Origin of the sequence: Enterobacter cloacae complex sp. 302F9, assembly GCF_050030335.1 — a bacterium.
In the GTDB taxonomy this organism is placed as follows: domain Bacteria; phylum Pseudomonadota; class Gammaproteobacteria; order Enterobacterales; family Enterobacteriaceae; genus Enterobacter; species Enterobacter hormaechei_C.
Genome location: NZ_JBLGUC010000001.1, coordinates 3,251,264 through 3,268,567, shown reverse-complemented (window position 1 = coordinate 3,268,567; position 17,304 = coordinate 3,251,264). Strand labels below are relative to the sequence as shown.

Sequence of the window (17,304 nt, the reverse complement as noted above, 5' to 3'; positions counted from 1 at the left end):
TTTGCCCGGTGGCGCTTCGCTTACCGGGCCTACAACCGCGCGAACCGTAGGCCGGGTAAGGCGAAGCCGCCACCCGGCAGTTTTAAGCAACCAGCCAGAAAATCGCCAGCGCAATCACCAACGCGATAAACATCAATCCCGGACGGGCAGAAAGCGTTTTGAACGTATCAACTACGGGGGCAAACAGCGGGTTGTAGATCGGCTGAATGTTTCTTACCTCCGGCACGCCGCCTTCCCGCTCGGCGCGGCGAACGAAGATCTGATTGAGCACATCCTGCACCTGCGCGGTGGTCAGCACCGTTTGCGGCGTAGCCTGCCAGCTCTGCTGAGCGTAATCCCGAATCATATCGAACTCGTGCGGTTCCAGCGGTTGTTTCAGCGCCGCCTGTACGCTGTGCAGGGTCGGGGCGCTCTGGGTGCTGAGCGTCTGACGCGCCTGGAGCCAGGTGACCAGATGGGTAAACTGTTTTGCCGGGATCATCTCGCCCGCTTTCACACCGGAAAGTTCCAGCATGGATTGCCAGATAAGCTTTGTGGGTTCGCCGCTAGCGGCAGCCAGCTTAGTGACCATCTGCTTGAGCGTATTATGCTCCGCAGGCTGCAATGGCCGCTCTGTAGACGGGCGCTGTTGCGGCTGCGGGATAGAAAGCTGATTGCTTTGCAGCAGGGTCAACACGGTTTTCAGCTGTTCTTGCGAAAGCTGGCTCAGGGCGGTATGACCGTACTGTTGACGGATAAAATCACTCACCGCCTGGCGATTATTCCCCTGGCCCAATAGCTCGGTCAGCTGCGAGATAATCTGGCGGGTAGTATGTTGCTGCTGTGCGCTTGTAAGACGCTGGTTCAGGTTTTGTTCGGCGGCAGGGAAATGGCGCGACTGTAGCGGCGCATCGTTTCTTACGCCCAAATCGTGCTTAACGCCGGCCCATACCTCTGCGTTTTGCTGTGAGGTTAACGCAATAAGACGCGTGATCAGACGCTCCAGTACGGTGCGTTGCTGCGTGGAGAGCGGTTGTTCGCCTGGCGTGTTGGGCGTTACGGGGCCTTCACCCGGAGGGCGCGGAGGCGTACCTGAAATGGGCTGCATCGTCAAAAATCCTTAAAGTCAAACTCTGCGTAACCGGGCGGAGATATATGCCCGGCGGCGAGATTATGGCACACTTGGCAGGTTTACTTCCTCTCAAACAGGTACTCAGACGTGAAAATCCTCGTTGATGAAAATATGCCTTACGCCCGTGAGCTGTTCAGCCGCCTGGGTGAGGTTAAGGCTGTCCCTGGTCGCCCGATTCCGGTCAGCGAACTGGACGATGCAGACGCCCTGATGGTGCGCTCGGTGACCAAAGTAAATGAGGCACTGCTCACCGGCAAAGGGGTTAAATTTGTCGGGACGGCAACGGCCGGGACCGATCATGTGGATGACCAGTGGCTTAAGCAGGCGGGGATTGGTTTTTCCGCGGCGCCAGGCTGTAACGCCATTGCCGTCGTGGAATATGTTTTCTCCTCGCTATTGATGCTGGCCGAGCGCGATGGTTTTGCGCTGAAAGACCGCACCGTCGGGATTGTGGGTGTGGGCAACGTGGGCGGACGTCTGCAAAAGCGTCTGGAAGCCTGGGGCATCCACACCCTGCTGTGCGATCCGCCGCGTAAGGATAACGGCGATGAAGGCGACTTCCGCACGCTGGATGAGCTGGTCGACGAGTGCGACGTCATCACCTTCCATACGCCGCTCTTTAAAGAGGGGCCGTACAAGACTCTGCACTTGGCCGACGAAAAGCTGATCCGCCGTCTGAAGGCTGGCACTATTCTGATAAATGCCTGCCGGGGACCGGTGGTGGATAACGCGGCGCTGCTGGCATGTCTCGACGAAGGACAAGAGCTTAGCGTCGTGCTGGACGTCTGGGAACCAGAGCCGGATCTCAACGTCGCCTTGCTGAATAAGGTGGACGTGGGTACCGCGCATATTGCGGGTTATACCCTTGAAGGCAAAGCGCGTGGCACAACCCAGGTGTTTGAGGCTTACAGCGCCTTTATCGGCCATCCGCAGCAGGTGGCGCTGGATACGCTGCTGCCCGCCCCGGAATTCGGCCGCATTACCCTTCATGGCCCGCTGGATGAGGCAACGCTGAAAAGACTGGTGCATTTGGTGTATGATGTGCGCCGCGATGACGCGCTGCTGCGTAAAGTGGCGGGTATTCCGGGTGAGTTTGACAAGCTGCGCAAAAATTACCTTGAGCGCCGCGAGTGGTCTTCCCTGTATGTCATGTGCGATGACGCGTCAGCGGCGGGGCTGCTGCATAAACTGGGATTTAACGCCGTTCACCACCCGGCACGTTAATGTCTTCTTAATGCTCCCTGTCGGATGCTCCGGCAGGGACGCTTTTTATTTCTGGAGTAAACCACCATGTCTGAAGGCTGGAACATTGCCATTTTGGGTGCCACTGGCGCCGTGGGCGAAGCCCTGCTTGAAACCCTTGCTGAGCGTCAGTTCCCGGTGGGTGAGATTTACGCACTGGCGCGTACCGACAGCGCAGGAGAACATCTGCGTTTCGGCGGCAAATCCGTGATGGTGCAGGATGCCGCCGCGTTTGACTGGACGCAGGCTCAGCTGGCGTTTTTTGCCGCAGGGGCGGAAGCCACGGCGTCTTACATTGAAGAAGCGACAAATTCAGGCTGTCTGGTGATCGACCTGAGCGGCCTGTTCTCCCTGGAGCCGGATGTGCCGCTGGTGGTGCCGGACGTCAACCCGTTTGTGCTGGCTGACTACCGCAACCGCAACATCATTGCAGTACCGAACAGTCTCACCAGCCAGTTGCTGACCGCGCTGAAGCCGCTGATCGACGACGGTGGCCTGTCGCGTATTTCCGTGACCAGCCTGCTTTCAGCCTCCGCTAACGGTAAAAAAGCCGTAGACGCACTGGCAGGGCAGAGCGCGAAGCTGCTGAACGGTATCCCGATCGACGAAGATGATTTCTTTGGCCGCCAGCTGGCGTTCAACATGCTGCCGCTGCTGCCGGATCGTGAAGGTTCGGTGCGGGAAGAGCGTCGTATCGTCGATGAAGCACGCAAAATTTTGCAGGATGACGGGCTGATGATCTCCGCGAATGTCGTGCAGTCTCCGGTCTTTTACGGCCACGCGCAGATGGTCGGGTTTGAAGCCCTGCGTCCGCTGGCGGCTGAAGAAGCCCGCGACGCGTTTGGCCGCGGTGAGGACATTGTCCTGTCCGAAGAGAGCGAATTCCCGACGCAGGTGGGCGACGCCACCGGCAGCGCGCATCTCTCTGTGGGCTGCGTGCGTAACGATTACGGTATGCCGGAGCAGGTGCAGTTCTGGTCCGTTGCCGACAACGTGCGTTTTGGCGGCGCGCTGATGGCGGTCAAAATCGCGGAAAAACTGGTGCAGGAGTATCTGTACTGATGTCAGATGTGGAACAAAAGCCGGTCCACAGAATTGCCCTCGGCATTGAATACGATGGCAGTAAATACTATGGCTGGCAGCGGCAGAATGAGGTGCGCAGCGTCCAGGAGAAGCTGGAGAAAGCGCTCTCTCAGGTGGCGAACGAACCGATAAGCGTCTTCTGTGCGGGCCGCACCGATGCCGGCGTTCACGGCACGGGGCAGGTGGTGCATTTTGACACCACCGCCGTGCGCAAAGACGCGGCCTGGACGCTGGGTGTAAATGCGAATTTGCCTGGTGACATTGCCGTGCGTTGGGTGAAAGCTGTGCCGGATGATTTTCACGCGCGTTTCAGCGCGACGGCGCGGCGCTACCGTTATGTCATCTATAACCAGCGCCTGCGCCCGGCGGTGTTAAGCCAGGGCGTGACGCATTTTTATGAACCGCTGGATGCAGAACGTATGCAGCGTGCGGCGCAGTGTCTGATTGGAGAGAATGATTTTACGTCGTTTCGTGCGGTGCAGTGTCAGTCCCGTACGCCGTGGCGTAACGTCATGCACATTAACGTCAGTCGTTATGGCGCGTATGTGGTGGTGGATATCAAAGCCAATGCCTTTGTACATCATATGGTGCGGAATATTGTAGGCAGCCTGATGGATGTGGGCGCCGGACACCAGCCGGAGAGCTGGATTGCAGAACTGCTGGCAGCGAAGGACAGAACGCTTGCGGCAGCAACGGCGAAAGCGGAAGGTCTGTATCTGGTTTCGGTGGATTATCCGGACCGGTTCGACCTGCCAAAACCGCCAATGGGCCCGCTGTTTTTAGCGGACTAAACAAAGGTGCAATTAGGGCTTAGACAATATGGACGTAATACGTTTTCTGATTGATTTCATCCTGCATATTGATGTTCACCTGGCGGAGCTGGTCGCGCAGTACGGCGTCTGGGTGTACGCCATTCTGTTCCTCATTCTGTTCTGTGAAACCGGCCTTGTGGTTACGCCGTTCCTGCCGGGAGATTCACTGCTGTTCGTGGCGGGCGCGTTATCCGCACTGCCAACGAATGACCTGAATGTCCATCTGATGGTGGTCCTGATGATCATCGCCGCGATTGTTGGTGATGCGGTCAACTACACCATCGGGCGGGTGTTTGGCGAGCGGTTGTTCAGTAATCCGGACTCGAAGATTTTCCGCCGCAGTTATTTAGATAAGACCCATGCGTTCTATGAGCGCCATGGCGGTAAGACCATTATCCTTGCCCGTTTTGTGCCTATTGTGCGTACATTTGCACCGTTTGTGGCGGGTATGGGTCACATGTCCTATCGTCATTTTGCCATGTACAACGTGGTGGGCGCGCTGCTGTGGGTGCTGCTGTTCACCTATGCAGGCTACCTGTTTGGCGATCTGCCGGTGGTTCAGGAAAACCTTAAGTTACTGATTGTAGCGATTATTGTGCTTTCCGTACTGCCTGGCGTCATCGAAATTATCCGTCACAAACGCGCGGCGGCAAAGCAAGCGAAGTAAATGCACGCTGGCGGTTCGACCACTTTTTTATCCAAAGTTTCGGGCTGTTATGTTTTAATGTGCAACATTCATGGTCTGTTGGAGGCAAAAATGGCATTATTCGCCTCTTACAGCAAAACTGGCATACGACCAGGTTCAGGCAGAAAGGTTATCAATGAGCTGGATTGAACGAATTAAAAGCAACATTACCCCAACGCGTAAAGCGAGCATTCCTGAAGGGGTATGGACGAAGTGTGATAGCTGCGGCCAGGTTCTGTATCGCGCAGAGCTGGAACGCAATCTTGAGGTGTGTCCGAAGTGTGACCACCATATGCGTATGTCGGCGCGCAACCGCCTGCATAGCCTGCTGGACGAAGGTTCTCTGGTAGAACTGGGCAGCGAACTGGAGCCAAAAGATGTGCTTAAGTTCCGCGACTCCAAAAAATACAAAGATCGTCTGGCCTCTGCACAGAAAGAGACCGGCGAGAAAGACGCGCTGATCGTTATGAAAGGCACCCTGCACGAGATGCCGGTGGTTGCCGCCGCGTTTGAGTTCTCCTTTATGGGCGGCTCAATGGGCTCTGTGGTTGGCGCGCGCTTCGTGCGTGCCGTTGAGCAGGCGCTGGAAGACAACTGCCCGCTGATCTGCTTCTCCGCCTCCGGTGGCGCACGTATGCAGGAAGCGCTGATGTCCCTGATGCAGATGGCGAAAACCTCTGCGGCGCTGGCGAAAATGCAGGAGCGCGGTCTGCCGTACATCTCGGTACTGACCGATCCAACCATGGGCGGCGTTTCTGCAAGCTTCGCGATGCTGGGCGACCTGAACATCGCTGAGCCAAAAGCGCTGATCGGCTTTGCGGGTCCTCGCGTTATCGAGCAGACCGTACGTGAGAAACTGCCGCCGGGCTTCCAGCGCAGTGAGTTCCTCATTGAGAAGGGCGCCATCGACATGATCGTCCGCCGTCCGGAAATGCGCCTGAAACTGGCAAGCGTCCTGGCGAAGCTGATGAATCTGCCGGCGCCGAACCCGGACGAGCCGCGCGAAGGCGTGGTGGTACCGGATCAGGAACCCGAGGCCTGATAACTGAAAAGGGCAGGGCCGAATGGCGCTGCCCTTTTGCTTTCTAAACCGTTAATGACAACCGGGCATCATGGAAAATAAAAGCATTCCTCAAGCCACGTCGCCCCTGGCCGCGTGGCTTTCTTATCTGGAAAACCTGCACAGTAAAACTATCGACATGGGCCTTGAGCGCGTAAGCCAGGTTGCCGCGCGTCTTGACGTGTTGAAACCCGCGCCTTTCGTATTTACCGTGGCCGGCACTAACGGTAAAGGCACCACCTGCCGCACGCTGGAATCTGTCCTGATGGCGGCGGGGTACAAGGTTGGCGTTTACAGCTCGCCGCATCTGGTGCGCTATACCGAGCGCGTGCGCGTGCAAAACACCGAGCTGGCGGAATCCGCCCATACGGCGTCGTTTGCCGCTATCGAAGCGGCGCGCGGCGAAACCTCATTAACCTATTTCGAATACGGCACCCTGTCGGCGCTGTGGCTGTTTAAGCAGGCGCAGCTGGACGTGGTGATCCTGGAAGTGGGGTTGGGCGGGCGTCTGGATGCCACCAATATGGTGGATGCGGATGTCGCCGTCGTCACCAGCATCGCGCTGGATCACACCGACTGGCTGGGCCCGGACCGCGAGAGCATTGGCCGTGAGAAGGCCGGTATTTTCCGGGCCAATAAGCCTGCCGTGGTAGGCGAACCGGACATGCCGCATACCATTGCTGAGGTAGCGAAAGAGAAGGGCGCTCGTCTGCTGCGTCGCGGCGTGGACTGGCAGTATGAGGTGCAGGACAAAGGCTGGCGCTTCAGCGATGCGCAGGGCGTGCTGGAGAGTCTGCCCCTTCCGCAGGTGCCACAGCCTAACGCGGCGACTGCGCTGGCAGCCCTGCGCGCCAGCGGATTAGCGGTAAGTGAGCAGGCGATCCGCGACGGCATTCAGAACGCACTGCTGCCGGGACGTTTTCAGATTGTAAGTGAGTCACCGCGTCTGATTCTGGATGTTGCACATAACCCGCATGCGGCGGCGTACCTCGCAGGACGTCTCAAATCGTTACCAAAAACCGGGCGCGTGCTGGCGGTTATCGGTATGCTTCATGATAAAGATATCGGCGGCACGCTGGCCTGCATGGAGAGTGTGGTCGATAGCTGGTATTGTGCTCCTCTGGAAGGGCCGCGCGGCGCGACTGCTGAGCAGTTGATGGAACATCTCGGCAAAGGCGAAATCTACAACAGTGTGGTTTCGGCCTGGCGTGCCGCGATGGCGGAGGCTAAACCAGAAGATACCGTGCTGGTGTGTGGGTCATTCCACACGGTGGCACATGTCATGGAAGTGATGGACGCGGGGAGAACCGGTGGCGAGTAAGTTTCAGAACCGTTTAACAGGAACCATTGTGCTGGTCGCGCTCGGGGTGATTATTCTCCCGGGACTGCTCGACGGGCAAAAAAAGCATTACCAGGATGAATTTGCGGCCATTCCGCTGGTACCCAAACCGGGCGATCGCGACGAGCCCGATATGCTGCCAGCGGCAACGCAGGCGCTGCCTGCCCAGCCGCCAGAAGGTGCAGCGGAAGAGGTGCGCGCAGGTGATGCAGCCGCGCCGTCTCTTGATCCGTCGCGTCTGGCCGCGAATAACAACGTTGAAATCGATCCTGTACCGGTAGAGCAACCCAAACCGGTTGAAAAACCGAAGCCGGTAGAGAAAACGCAGCCTAAACCGCAGCGTGACAAAGCCGACGAGCAGCTGGCTGCGGCAACGGAAACGCCGCCACCGGCCAAACAGACCCAGCAGGAGGCCGCCCCTACGGGTAAAGCCTATGTCGTTCAGCTCGGTGCGTTGAAAAATGCAGATAAGGTCAATGAGATCGTGAGTAAACTGCGCGGCGCGGGATACCGTGTTTATACTTCACCCACCACGCCAGTACAGGGTAAAATTACCCGTATCCTCGTGGGGCCGGATGCGTCTAAAGATAAGCTCAAAGGTTCGCTTGGCGAGCTGAAGCAAATCTCCGGCCTGAGCGGTGTGGTGATGAACTACAGCGCAAACTGATAGAAATTCCCCCCTCACCCTAAACCTCTCCCCAAAGGGGCGAGGGCCGGGGTGAGGGGGAGGCAGACGTTCACAGAAACGTCAACGGTGCGGTGGCGTTGAGCATTTTTTCAGCGCCTTTTTTATTTACGCGTGGGAAGGAAATCCCTACGCAAACGTTTTCTTTTTCTGTTAGAATTCGCCCCGAACTGGATGACAGGGCGTTTAATCGTGGGACACATATGGTCTGGATTGATTACGCCATCATTGCGGTGATTGGTTTTTCCTGTCTGGTTAGCCTGATCCGTGGCTTTGTTCGTGAAGCGTTATCGCTGGTAACCTGGGGTTGTGCTTTCTTTGTTGCCAGTCATTACTACACTTACCTGTCTGTCTGGTTCACGGGCTTTGAAGATGAACTGGTCCGAAACGGAATCGCCATCGCGGTGCTGTTTATCGCGACGCTGATTGTCGGCGCTATCGTCAATTACGTGATAGGTCAGCTGGTCGAGAAAACCGGTCTGTCAGGAACGGACAGGGTACTCGGCATCTGTTTCGGCGCGTTGCGAGGCGTGCTCATTGTGGCCGCGATCCTGTTCTTCCTGGATACCTTTACCGGGTTCTCCAAAAGTGAAGACTGGCAAAAATCGCAGCTCATTCCGGAGTTCAGCTTCATCATCAGATGGTTCTTTGACTATCTGCAAAGCTCGTCGAGTTTCTTGCCCAGGGCATAAACCCTGAGATGTGGCTTAACGAGGAAAAGACGAATGTGCGGTATTGTCGGTATCGCCGGTTTCATGCCGGTAAACCAGTCGATTTATGACGCGTTAACGGTGCTTCAGCACCGTGGGCAGGATGCTGCGGGTATCATCACCATTGATGCAAACAACTGCTTCCGTTTACGCAAGGCGAATGGCCTGGTAAACGATGTGTTTGAAGCCCGCCATATGCAGCGTCTGCAAGGTAATATGGGGATCGGTCACGTTCGTTATCCTACTGCTGGCAGTTCCAGCGCCTCTGAGGCTCAGCCTTTTTACGTTAACTCCCCGTATGGCATCACGCTTGCCCACAATGGCAATCTGACCAATGCCCACGAGCTGCGTAAAAAGCTGTTCGAAGAGAAACGTCGCCACATTAACACCACCTCTGATTCTGAAATCCTGCTCAATATCTTTGCCAGCGAACTGGATAACTTCCGCCATTATCCGCTGGAAGCAGACAACATTTTTGCCGCCGTTGCCGCGACTAACCGCCTGATCCGTGGCGCGTACGCTTGCGTGGCGATGATCATCGGTCACGGCATGGTGGCCTTCCGCGATCCAAATGGCATTCGCCCGCTGGTGCTCGGCAAACGTGACCTCGGCGATGGCCGTTCCGAGTACATGGTTGCCTCCGAAAGCGTGGCGCTGGACACTCTGGGCTTCGAATTCCTGCGTGATGTCGCGCCAGGCGAAGCGGTCTACATCACTGAGAAGGGCCAGCTGTTTACCCGTCAGTGCGCCGACAACCCGGTGAGCAACCCGTGCCTGTTCGAATACGTTTACTTCGCGCGTCCGGACTCGTTCATCGACAAGATTTCCGTTTACAGCGCGCGCGTCAACATGGGGACGAAGCTGGGCGAGAAGATTGCCCGCGAGTGGGACGATCTCGACATTGATGTCGTGATCCCAATCCCTGAAACCTCCTGTGATATCGCGCTGGAAATTGCCCGTATTCTGGACAAGCCGTACCGTCAGGGCTTCGTGAAAAACCGCTACGTGGGCCGCACCTTTATCATGCCGGGCCAGCAGCTGCGTCGTAAGTCCGTACGTCGTAAGCTGAACGCTAACCGTGCCGAGTTCCGCGACAAGAACGTGCTGCTGGTGGACGACTCCATTGTGCGCGGCACGACGTCTGAGCAGATCATCGAGATGGCGCGTGAGGCCGGGGCGAAGAAAGTGTATCTCGCCTCCGCAGCGCCGGAAATTCGCTTCCCGAACGTGTATGGCATTGATATGCCAACCGCTAACGAGCTGATTGCTCACGGTCGTGAAGTAGACGAAATTCGGCAGATCATCGGTGCCGACGGCCTGATTTTCCAGGATCTGAACGATCTGATCGACGCGGTGCGCGCCGAGAACCCGGATATTCAGCAGTTCGAATGCTCGGTATTCAATGGGATCTACGTAACGAAAGACGTTGACCAGCAGTATCTCGACTATCTGGATTCGCTGCGTAACGACGATGCGAAAGCCGTCCAGCTGCAAAACGATCTCGAAAGCTTAGAGATGCACAACGAAGGTTGATGCGTATGCAGGTGAGGGCGCTCGCCCTCACTTGCAACTCCCCGTAAAATCCTGCACAGTCTGCCCTGAAATCAGCAAGGGCGAAAATCATGAAACGACTCATTGTAGGGATCAGCGGTGCCAGCGGCGCGATTTATGGCGTCCGGCTTTTACAGGTGCTGCGTGACGTTGCAGGCGTAGAAACCCATCTGGTGATGAGCCAGGCGGCGCGTCAGACCCTCTCTCTTGAAACCGATCTCTCTCTGCGCGACGTTCAGGCCCTGGCTGACGTTGTCCACGATGCCCGCGATATCGCCGCCAGCGTCTCTTCGGGCTCGTTTAAAACGGCCGGCATGGTTATTTTGCCCTGTTCGATTAAAACCCTTTCCGGCATTGTAAACAGCTATACCGACACGCTGGTGACGCGTGCAGCGGATGTGGTGCTGAAAGAGCGTCGTCCTCTGGTGCTCTGCGTGCGGGAAACGCCGCTGCACCTGGGACATCTGCGTTTAATGACGCAAGCAGCCGAACTGGGGGCCGTGATTATGCCGCCGGTCCCCGCGTTCTATCATCGTCCGCAAACGCTGGACGATGTCATCAACCAGACCGTTAACCGCGTACTGGATCAGTTCGATATCGACCTGCCGGAAGATCTCTTTACCCGCTGGCAGGGGGCGTGAAGCTGTGCACAAACAAGGTGCATGAAAAGACAATTTGCCCTGTTTCAGGGCAAAACTGCAACCGCGATCATATCCTCGACATTTAATTCGCTTTTTCCCTTTTTCTCTTTCCGGTTCGTTCGGCAGACCTGCTATCTTTCACCATTAAGGCAGTATCGCAACGTTTTATTAACATATTTAACGTCGTAGTTTTAACCCGACGACAATGTGGCATAAGACCTGCAAGAACAGCCTGCAACACAACACACAACATAAACCATAATAAAATCACGGTTCTTGAGGGTAAATGTATGAAGAAGACGGTTCTGGCTCTGTCTTTGCTCGTGGGCTTGAGTGCAGCAGCAAGTAGCTATGCAGCGCTTCCACAGACAGTTCGTATCGGTACAGACGCAACCTACGCGCCATTCTCCTCCAAGGATGCGAAAGGCGACTTCGTGGGGTTTGATATCGATCTGGGAAATGAGATGTGCAAACGCATGGAAGTGAAATGCACATGGGTGGGCAGTGACTTTGACGCGCTGATCCCGTCGCTGAAAGCCAAGAAAATTGATGCCATTATCTCTTCTCTTTCCATCACGGAAAAACGTCAGCAGGAGATCGCCTTCTCTGAGAAGCTCTACGCTGCCGACTCACGTCTGATTGCCGCGAAAGGCTCGCCAATCCAGCCGACCATCGACTCGCTGAAAGGCAAACATGTTGGCGTGCTTCAGGGCTCGACCCAGGAAGGTTACGCCAATGCTAACTGGCGCGAGAAGGGCGTCGATGTTGTGGCTTACCAGAACCAGGATCTGATCTACTCTGACCTGGCGGCAGGCCGTCTGGATGCCGCGTTTCAGGATGAAGTCGCCGCGAGCGAAGGCTTCCTGAAACAGCCTGCGGGTAAAGAGTACGCCTTTGCCGGCCCGTCGGTAAAAGACAAAAAATACTTTGGCGACGGTACCGGTATTGGCCTGCGTAAGGATGATACCGAGCTGAAAGCCGCCTTCGACAAAGCGTTTAATGAGCTGCGTAAAGACGGTACCTACGACAAACTGGCGAAGAAATACTTCGATTTCAACGTCTACGGTGATTAATGCCTGAATAAGATGCACTGAAGTGGTGCATCTTAACGGGGTTATGTTCCAGTATGGTGCAACACATGCACCATACTGGATCGCTGTGTGCATAGTTAAGCATTTAAAATGCAAAAATTCCCGTTCAAAGGCATTAATCTTTGCCTGAATGAGGGGATTAATGGCACATTAACAACACCCCGTCGTCGTAAAAATCTCGTATTAAGACAGTTTGTTGAGGACAGATATGAAAAAACTGGTGTTGTCACTTTCTCTGGTACTGGCTTTTTCCAGCGCCACCGCGGCATTCGCAGCAATTCCGCAGAAAATTCGTATTGGAACTGACCCAACCTATGCACCTTTCGAATCGAAGAATGCGAAGGGGGAACTGGTCGGTTTTGACATCGATCTGGCTAACGAGCTGTGCAAACGCATTAAAGCGCAATGTACCTACGTTGAAAACCCGCTGGATGCGCTGATCCCGTCCCTGAAAGCGAAGAAAATTGACGTGATCATGTCCTCCCTGTCCATCACAGAGAAACGTCAGCAGGAGATTGCCTTTACGGACAAACTCTACGCGGCAGATTCCCGTCTGGTGGTGGCCAAATCCTCTGACATTCAGCCAACCCTTGAATCTCTGAAAGGCAAACGCGTGGGCGTGTTGCAGGGTACGACGCAGGAAACCTACGGCAACGAGCACTGGGCGCCAAAGGGGATTGAAATTGTCTCTTACCAGGGCCAGGAAAACATCTACGCAGACCTCACGGCAGGCCGTATTGACGCGGCATTCCAGGATGAAGTGGCGGCAAGCGAAGGCTTCCTGAAACAGCCTGTGGGTAAAGATTACAAGTTCGGCGGTCCGTCCATTAAGGACGAAAAACTCTTTGGCGTCGGTACCGGTATGGGCCTGCGTAAAGAAGACAACGAACTGCGTGAAGCCCTGAACAAAGCGTTCGCCGAGATGCGCGCGGACGGCACCTATGACAAGCTGGCTAAAAAGTACTTCGATTTTAATGTTTACGGCGGCTAATCGCCCCGTCTGATAACGTGCGGCCCCTCCCGTTGCGGGAGGGGAAAAGACACGGTTCCACCACTCACGAGACGACAGGGCACGCGGTATGCTGTACGGATTTTCTGGCGTTATTTTACAGGGCGCGCTTGTCACCCTTGAGCTGGCTATCAGCTCCGTGGTGCTGGCGGTGCTGATAGGCCTGGCGGGCGCGGGGGCAAAATTATCCGCCAACAGACCGCTGGCGCTGATATTTGAAGGCTATACCACGCTGATTCGCGGCGTGCCTGACCTGGTGCTGATGCTGCTGATCTTTTACGGCCTGCAAATCGCACTTAACGGCGTGACGGATGCCATCGGCATGGAGCAGATCGATATCGACCCGATGGTGGCCGGTATTATTACCCTTGGTTTTATCTACGGTGCCTATTTCACTGAGACTTTCCGCGGCGCTTACATGGCCGTGCCGAAAGGGCATATTGAAGCGGCAACCGCCTACGGTTTTACCTCCTCACAAACGTTTCGCCGGATCATGTTCCCGGCCATGATGCGCTACGCGCTGCCGGGCATCGGTAACAACTGGCAGGTTATTCTCAAGGCAACGGCGCTGGTCTCCCTGCTGGGTCTGGAAGATGTGGTGAAGGCCACGCAACTGGCAGGTAAAAGCACCTGGGAACCGTTCTATTTTGCGGTGGTTTGCGGCGTGATCTATCTGGTCTTTACGACCGTCTCCAATGGTGTGCTGCTTCTGCTCGAACGTCGCTACTCCGTGGGTGTGAAGAGGGCTGACCTGTGATTGAGATTATTCAGGAGTACTGGAAATCCCTGCTGTGGACGGATGGCTACCGCTTTACTGGCGTGGCCATCACGCTGTGGCTGCTGATCTCCTCGGTGGTAATGGGCGGCATTCTGGCGGTGTTTCTTGCCATTGGCCGCGTGTCGAACAATAAATTTATCCAGTTCCCTATCTGGCTGTTCACCTACGTGTTTCGCGGTACGCCGCTGTACGTGCAGCTGCTGGTGTTCTATTCCGGGATGTACACGCTGGAGATCGTGAAAGGCACCGAGATGCTGAACGCGTTCTTCCGCAGCGGTCTGAACTGTACGGTGCTGGCGCTGACCCTCAATACCTGCGCATATACCACCGAGATCTTCGCCGGGGCCATCCGTTCTGTGCCGCACGGTGAGATCGAGGCGGCGCGCGCGTACGGCTTCTCGTCCGTGAAGCTCTACCGCTGTATTATTCTGCCTTCGGCGCTGCGTATTGCGCTGCCGGCCTACAGCAACGAAGTGATTTTAATGCTGCATTCGACGGCACTGGCGTTTACCGCCACGGTACCTGATCTGTTAAAGATTGCCCGCGATATTAACTCTGCCACCTACCAGCCGTTTACGGCGTTTGGCATTGCGGCAGTGCTCTATTTGATCATTTCTTACGTCCTGATCAGTCTGTTCCGTAAGGCTGAAAAACGCTGGTTGCAGCATATAAAACCGTCGACGCACTGAGAATTTATGATGGCTGAGAACAAATTAAACGTAATTGATTTGCACAAGCGCTACGGCGAACATGAAGTGCTGAAAGGGGTGTCGCTGGAGGCTAACGCGGGCGACGTGATCAGTATTATCGGCTCATCAGGTTCGGGTAAAAGTACCTTCCTGCGCTGCATCAACTTCCTCGAAAAGCCGAGCGAAGGATCGATTGTGGTGAGCGGACAGAACATCAACATGGTCCGTGATAAAGACGGCCAGCTTAAAGTGGCGGATAAAAACCAGCTGCGCCTGCTGCGTACACGCCTGACGATGGTGTTCCAGCACTTCAACCTCTGGAGCCACATGACGGTGCTGGAGAACGTGATGGAAGCGCCGGTTCAGGTGCTCGGCTTAAGCAAGCAGGAAGCCCGCGAGCGTGCGGTCAAATACCTGGCGAAAGTGGGTATCGACGAGCGGCAGCAGATCAAATATCCGGTGCACCTGTCAGGGGGGCAGCAGCAGCGTGTTTCCATCGCCCGTGCGCTGGCGATGGAGCCGGAAGTGTTGCTGTTTGACGAACCGACTTCCGCGCTGGATCCTGAACTCGTTGGCGAAGTGCTGCGCATCATGCAAAAGCTGGCGGAAGAGGGCAAAACGATGGTGGTGGTGACGCACGAGATGGGCTTCGCCCGTAACGTTTCTAACCACGTTATCTTCCTGCATCAGGGGAAAATTGAAGAGCAGGGTCATCCGAATGAGGTGCTGGCGAACCCGCAAAGCCCGCGGTTGCAGCAGTTCCTGAAAGGCTCGTTGAAGTAGGTTTGGCCTTTCTCCCTCTCCCTGTGGGAGAGGGCCGGGGTGAGGGCATCAGGCCGCAGAGCCGCCCAATTGCCCGGTGGCGCTTCGCTTACCGGGCCTACAAAACCCGTAGGCCGGGCAAACGCAGTGCCGCCCGGCATTCAACACTCCAGCCGATACACCCAGTCGTCATACCGTACGCCGTTAATCTCGTACGCCTTCTCCAGCACCTGCGTGCGCACAAAACCCGCTTTCTCAAGGACCCGCACCGACCCAACGTTATCTGCCAGCACGTACGCGTTTATCGCCTTCACGCCCGTCTGGTTAAATGCATACTCGCACACCGCGTGCAGCGCCTCGCTGGCAATGCCTTTTCCCTGCGCGGCAGGCACAACCGTGTAGCCAATATCCGCCTCTTCACGGTTCGCCGCACTGATTTGCAGGCCGATATCCCCGAGCGGCGTAACGTCGTTATGCAGACGGACCACAAAGACATGCTCCGCCATCAGGCGCGCGGCAAATACGCGGCGCGTCTCTTTTTCCGGCGTGATAGCGGCCATATAGCGCATGATGGCGGGGTCTTCACGCAGAGAGCGGAAGAACGCCCAGTCAGAAGGTTCGAAAGGGGTGAGGTGAAGCCGGGTTGTGGTAATGGTTGCCATAGTTACGCCATCTCATCCAGACATGGCGTATAACTCTAACATATTCACTGCACCACATCCCCCAGCGCCTCTTCCAGGTCATACCAGCGGAACGTGAACCCGGCCGCTTCCAGCCGTTTTGGCAGCGCGCGTTGCCCGCCCAGCACCAGCACCGAAGACTCACCCATCAACAGACGAATCGCCGTTGCAGGCACGCGCAGCACCGCCGGGCGATGCAGGGCATGCCCCAGGGCATGAGCAAATTGTTCATTACGTACGGGGTAAGGCGATACCATGTTAAATGGCCCGCGCAGATCGTTATCTAGCAGCCAGAGAATGCCGTTGACCATATCCTCGATATGGATCCACGCCAGATACTGACGACCATTGCCGATGGGCCCGCCAAGCCCCATTTTAAACGGCGGCAGCATTTTACCGAGAATACCGCCCTTCGGCGCAAGTACCACGCCGGTGCGCAGCAGGCAGACGCGGGTACGATCGCTTTGCGCCGCGCAGGCGATGCGCTCCCACTGGGCGCAGAGTTTATGGGTAAACTCGTTGTGCGGCGGCTCCTCTTCGGTCACCACCACTTCACCGAGATCGCCATAGTAGCCTGTAGCAGAGCCGGAAATCAGCACCGAAGGCGGCGTCTCGCTGTTGCGAATCAGCTCAACCAGCCTTTCGGTCATGTTCCAGCGGCTGCTGCATAAACGCTGTTTTTGCTCTTCGGTCCAGCGTTTATCGGCGATAGGTTCGCCAGCAAGGTTGATGACGGCGTCAAAGCCGTTCAGATCCTGCCTTTCCGCCAGGCCTTTCCAGATCTCAACGCCGGCGCCCAGCACCTGGCGCGCTTTCTCCGGGCTGCGCGTGACCACGGTAATGTCGTGATGCAACGCCTGCAAACGTGGAATGAGATGGCGACCAATCAGGCCCGTACCGCCGGTGAGCAGGATCTTCATACAACCTCCAGGTTTACGCCTGGCGCTGCCAGCTTAACGTCATGGAGACGGAGTCGGCGTAGCGCAGGGCGTGAAGTTTATCGATCTCCACTTCAGCATAAGTGACCCAGTGGTGTTCGCGTGCGATGTCGAGCACATCCTGAGTTAATTTTTCCAGTAGCGCAAAACGGTTGTTCTCAACGTACTGGATGATGCTTTTGGTGATCGTGCGATAGTTCAGCGCGTCATTGATGTCCTCGCTGGCACGCGCCTTGTCTGCCGGGTAGTGGATCACTACATTCACCACGATATCCTGGCGATTCGCGATCTCCTCCTCTTTGATACCAATGAACGTGCGTAAGCGTAAGTTTTTTATACGAATAATAGCGTCATGCTGGGACATTGCAGGTCTTCTCCGTGTCAGTATTTTCACCTCATCATACATGAGGAAAACACCTGCACCCAACGGGGCGCAGG

19 protein-coding genes are annotated in these 17,304 nt (G+C 56.1%); 15 read left to right on the top strand and 4 right to left on the bottom strand.

Annotated features, from left to right (window positions below; genetic code table 11):
- Positions 1-82: 82 nt before the first annotated feature.
- Positions 83-1,087: a flagella biosynthesis regulator Flk gene (flk, locus tag ACQG0T_RS15765; RefSeq protein WP_252051225.1), complete on the bottom strand. Its 1,005-nt coding sequence runs from the start codon at positions 1,085-1,087 to the stop codon at positions 83-85.
- A 111-nt stretch (positions 1,088-1,198) separates the two neighbouring features.
- Between flk and pdxB the strand changes: the two genes are divergently transcribed.
- From pdxB to hisP, 15 genes are all read left to right on the top strand, one after another.
- Positions 1,199-2,335: a 4-phosphoerythronate dehydrogenase PdxB gene (gene pdxB / locus ACQG0T_RS15760; RefSeq protein WP_047057273.1), complete on the top strand. Its 1,137-nt coding sequence runs from the start codon at positions 1,199-1,201 to the stop codon at positions 2,333-2,335.
- A gap of 66 nt (positions 2,336-2,401) precedes the next feature.
- Entirely contained in the window at positions 2,402-3,415 is a 1,014-nt protein-coding gene (locus ACQG0T_RS15755) for an aspartate-semialdehyde dehydrogenase (RefSeq protein WP_015572252.1), read from the top strand.
- The gene (truA, locus tag ACQG0T_RS15750) at positions 3,415-4,227 is read left to right on the top strand and encodes a tRNA pseudouridine(38-40) synthase TruA (protein WP_048219725.1); all 813 of its coding nucleotides are present in this window, start codon (positions 3,415-3,417) and stop codon (positions 4,225-4,227) included. Before ACQG0T_RS15755 ends, truA begins: the two co-directional genes overlap by 1 nt.
- Before the next feature lie 28 nt (positions 4,228-4,255).
- Positions 4,256-4,915 (top strand): DedA family protein, encoded by a 660-nt coding sequence (locus tag ACQG0T_RS15745; protein ID WP_003861406.1) that lies wholly within the window; start codon positions 4,256-4,258, stop codon positions 4,913-4,915.
- A 154-nt stretch (positions 4,916-5,069) separates the two neighbouring features.
- Entirely contained in the window at positions 5,070-5,975 is a 906-nt protein-coding gene (accD, locus tag ACQG0T_RS15740; protein ID WP_014884667.1) for an acetyl-CoA carboxylase, carboxyltransferase subunit beta, read from the top strand.
- A 70-nt stretch (positions 5,976-6,045) separates the two neighbouring features.
- Positions 6,046-7,314, top strand: a complete 1,269-nt coding sequence (folC, locus tag ACQG0T_RS15735; protein ID WP_045343830.1) for a bifunctional tetrahydrofolate synthase/dihydrofolate synthase — start codon at positions 6,046-6,048, stop codon at positions 7,312-7,314.
- The gene (gene dedD / locus ACQG0T_RS15730; RefSeq protein ID WP_017383444.1) at positions 7,304-7,999 is read left to right on the top strand and encodes a cell division protein DedD; all 696 of its coding nucleotides are present in this window, start codon (positions 7,304-7,306) and stop codon (positions 7,997-7,999) included. The genes folC and dedD overlap by 11 nt, the downstream gene beginning before the upstream one ends.
- Positions 8,000-8,220: 221 nt before the next feature.
- On the top strand, positions 8,221-8,709 hold the full coding sequence (gene cvpA, locus ACQG0T_RS15725; RefSeq protein ID WP_000262116.1) for a colicin V production protein: 489 nt from the start codon (positions 8,221-8,223) through the stop codon (positions 8,707-8,709).
- Positions 8,710-8,742: 33 nt separating this feature from the next.
- Complete coding sequence (gene purF, locus ACQG0T_RS15720) at positions 8,743-10,260, top strand: amidophosphoribosyltransferase (protein ID WP_006811407.1); 1,518 nt, start codon at positions 8,743-8,745, stop codon at positions 10,258-10,260.
- A gap of 89 nt (positions 10,261-10,349) precedes the next feature.
- Positions 10,350-10,919, top strand: a complete 570-nt coding sequence (locus ACQG0T_RS15715) for a UbiX family flavin prenyltransferase (RefSeq protein WP_110292331.1) — start codon at positions 10,350-10,352, stop codon at positions 10,917-10,919.
- 290 nt (positions 10,920-11,209) lie between these two features.
- Positions 11,210-11,992 (top strand): lysine/arginine/ornithine ABC transporter substrate-binding protein ArgT, encoded by a 783-nt coding sequence (gene argT, locus ACQG0T_RS15710; protein WP_015572255.1) that lies wholly within the window; start codon positions 11,210-11,212, stop codon positions 11,990-11,992.
- 226 nt (positions 11,993-12,218) lie between these two features.
- Positions 12,219-13,001, top strand: a complete 783-nt coding sequence (gene hisJ / locus ACQG0T_RS15705; protein WP_003861421.1) for a histidine ABC transporter substrate-binding protein HisJ — start codon at positions 12,219-12,221, stop codon at positions 12,999-13,001.
- 88 nt (positions 13,002-13,089) lie between these two features.
- Positions 13,090-13,776, top strand: a complete 687-nt coding sequence (locus tag ACQG0T_RS15700) for a histidine ABC transporter permease HisQ (RefSeq protein ID WP_015572256.1) — start codon at positions 13,090-13,092, stop codon at positions 13,774-13,776.
- On the top strand, positions 13,773-14,486 hold the full coding sequence (locus tag ACQG0T_RS15695; RefSeq protein ID WP_003861424.1) for an ABC transporter permease: 714 nt from the start codon (positions 13,773-13,775) through the stop codon (positions 14,484-14,486). Before ACQG0T_RS15700 ends, ACQG0T_RS15695 begins: the two co-directional genes overlap by 4 nt.
- Before the next feature lie 9 nt (positions 14,487-14,495).
- Positions 14,496-15,269, top strand: coding sequence for a histidine ABC transporter ATP-binding protein HisP (gene hisP, locus ACQG0T_RS15690; RefSeq protein WP_017694749.1), 774 nt, complete (start codon positions 14,496-14,498; stop codon positions 15,267-15,269).
- A 140-nt stretch (positions 15,270-15,409) separates the two neighbouring features.
- Here the strand turns inward: hisP and ACQG0T_RS15685 are convergent, their stop codons facing one another.
- The 3 genes from ACQG0T_RS15685 to folX are packed head-to-tail and all read right to left on the bottom strand — an operon-like array spanning position 15,410 to position 17,230.
- Positions 15,410-15,910, bottom strand: coding sequence for a GNAT family N-acetyltransferase (locus ACQG0T_RS15685; protein ID WP_059295174.1), 501 nt, complete (start codon positions 15,908-15,910; stop codon positions 15,410-15,412).
- A 44-nt stretch (positions 15,911-15,954) separates the two neighbouring features.
- Positions 15,955-16,848, bottom strand: a complete 894-nt coding sequence (locus ACQG0T_RS15680) for a TIGR01777 family oxidoreductase (protein ID WP_017692995.1) — start codon at positions 16,846-16,848, stop codon at positions 15,955-15,957.
- A 13-nt stretch (positions 16,849-16,861) separates the two neighbouring features.
- A complete protein-coding gene (folX, locus tag ACQG0T_RS15675; RefSeq protein ID WP_003861432.1) occupies positions 16,862-17,230 on the bottom strand; it encodes a dihydroneopterin triphosphate 2'-epimerase in 369 nt (122 codons plus the stop codon).
- Between the last annotated feature and the right edge of the window lie 74 nt (positions 17,231-17,304).

Excerpts from the sequence above, each read along its gene's own strand:
- folC (WP_045343830.1), top strand. The coding sequence starts at position 6,046 with ATGGAAAATAAAAGCATTCCTCAAGCCACGTCGCCCCTGGCCGCGTGG.
- ACQG0T_RS15755 (WP_015572252.1), top strand. The coding sequence starts at position 2,402 with ATGTCTGAAGGCTGGAACATTGCCATTTTGGGTGCCACTGGCGCCGTG.
- accD (WP_014884667.1), top strand. The coding sequence starts at position 5,070 with ATGAGCTGGATTGAACGAATTAAAAGCAACATTACCCCAACGCGTAAA.
- cvpA (WP_000262116.1), top strand. The coding sequence starts at position 8,221 with ATGGTCTGGATTGATTACGCCATCATTGCGGTGATTGGTTTTTCCTGT.
- flk (WP_252051225.1), bottom strand. The coding sequence starts at position 1,087 with ATGCAGCCCATTTCAGGTACGCCTCCGCGCCCTCCGGGTGAAGGCCCC.
- ACQG0T_RS15700 (WP_015572256.1), top strand. The coding sequence starts at position 13,090 with ATGCTGTACGGATTTTCTGGCGTTATTTTACAGGGCGCGCTTGTCACC.
- folX (WP_003861432.1), bottom strand. The coding sequence starts at position 17,230 with ATGTCCCAGCATGACGCTATTATTCGTATAAAAAACTTACGCTTACGC.
- ACQG0T_RS15685 (WP_059295174.1), bottom strand. The coding sequence starts at position 15,910 with ATGGCAACCATTACCACAACCCGGCTTCACCTCACCCCTTTCGAACCT.
- ACQG0T_RS15680 (WP_017692995.1), bottom strand. The coding sequence starts at position 16,848 with ATGAAGATCCTGCTCACCGGCGGTACGGGCCTGATTGGTCGCCATCTC.
- argT (WP_015572255.1), top strand. The coding sequence starts at position 11,210 with ATGAAGAAGACGGTTCTGGCTCTGTCTTTGCTCGTGGGCTTGAGTGCA.
- purF (WP_006811407.1), top strand. The coding sequence starts at position 8,743 with ATGTGCGGTATTGTCGGTATCGCCGGTTTCATGCCGGTAAACCAGTCG.
- ACQG0T_RS15715 (WP_110292331.1), top strand. The coding sequence starts at position 10,350 with ATGAAACGACTCATTGTAGGGATCAGCGGTGCCAGCGGCGCGATTTAT.
- hisP (WP_017694749.1), top strand. The coding sequence starts at position 14,496 with ATGGCTGAGAACAAATTAAACGTAATTGATTTGCACAAGCGCTACGGC.
- ACQG0T_RS15745 (WP_003861406.1), top strand. The coding sequence starts at position 4,256 with ATGGACGTAATACGTTTTCTGATTGATTTCATCCTGCATATTGATGTT.
- hisJ (WP_003861421.1), top strand. The coding sequence starts at position 12,219 with ATGAAAAAACTGGTGTTGTCACTTTCTCTGGTACTGGCTTTTTCCAGC.
- truA (WP_048219725.1), top strand. The coding sequence starts at position 3,415 with ATGTCAGATGTGGAACAAAAGCCGGTCCACAGAATTGCCCTCGGCATT.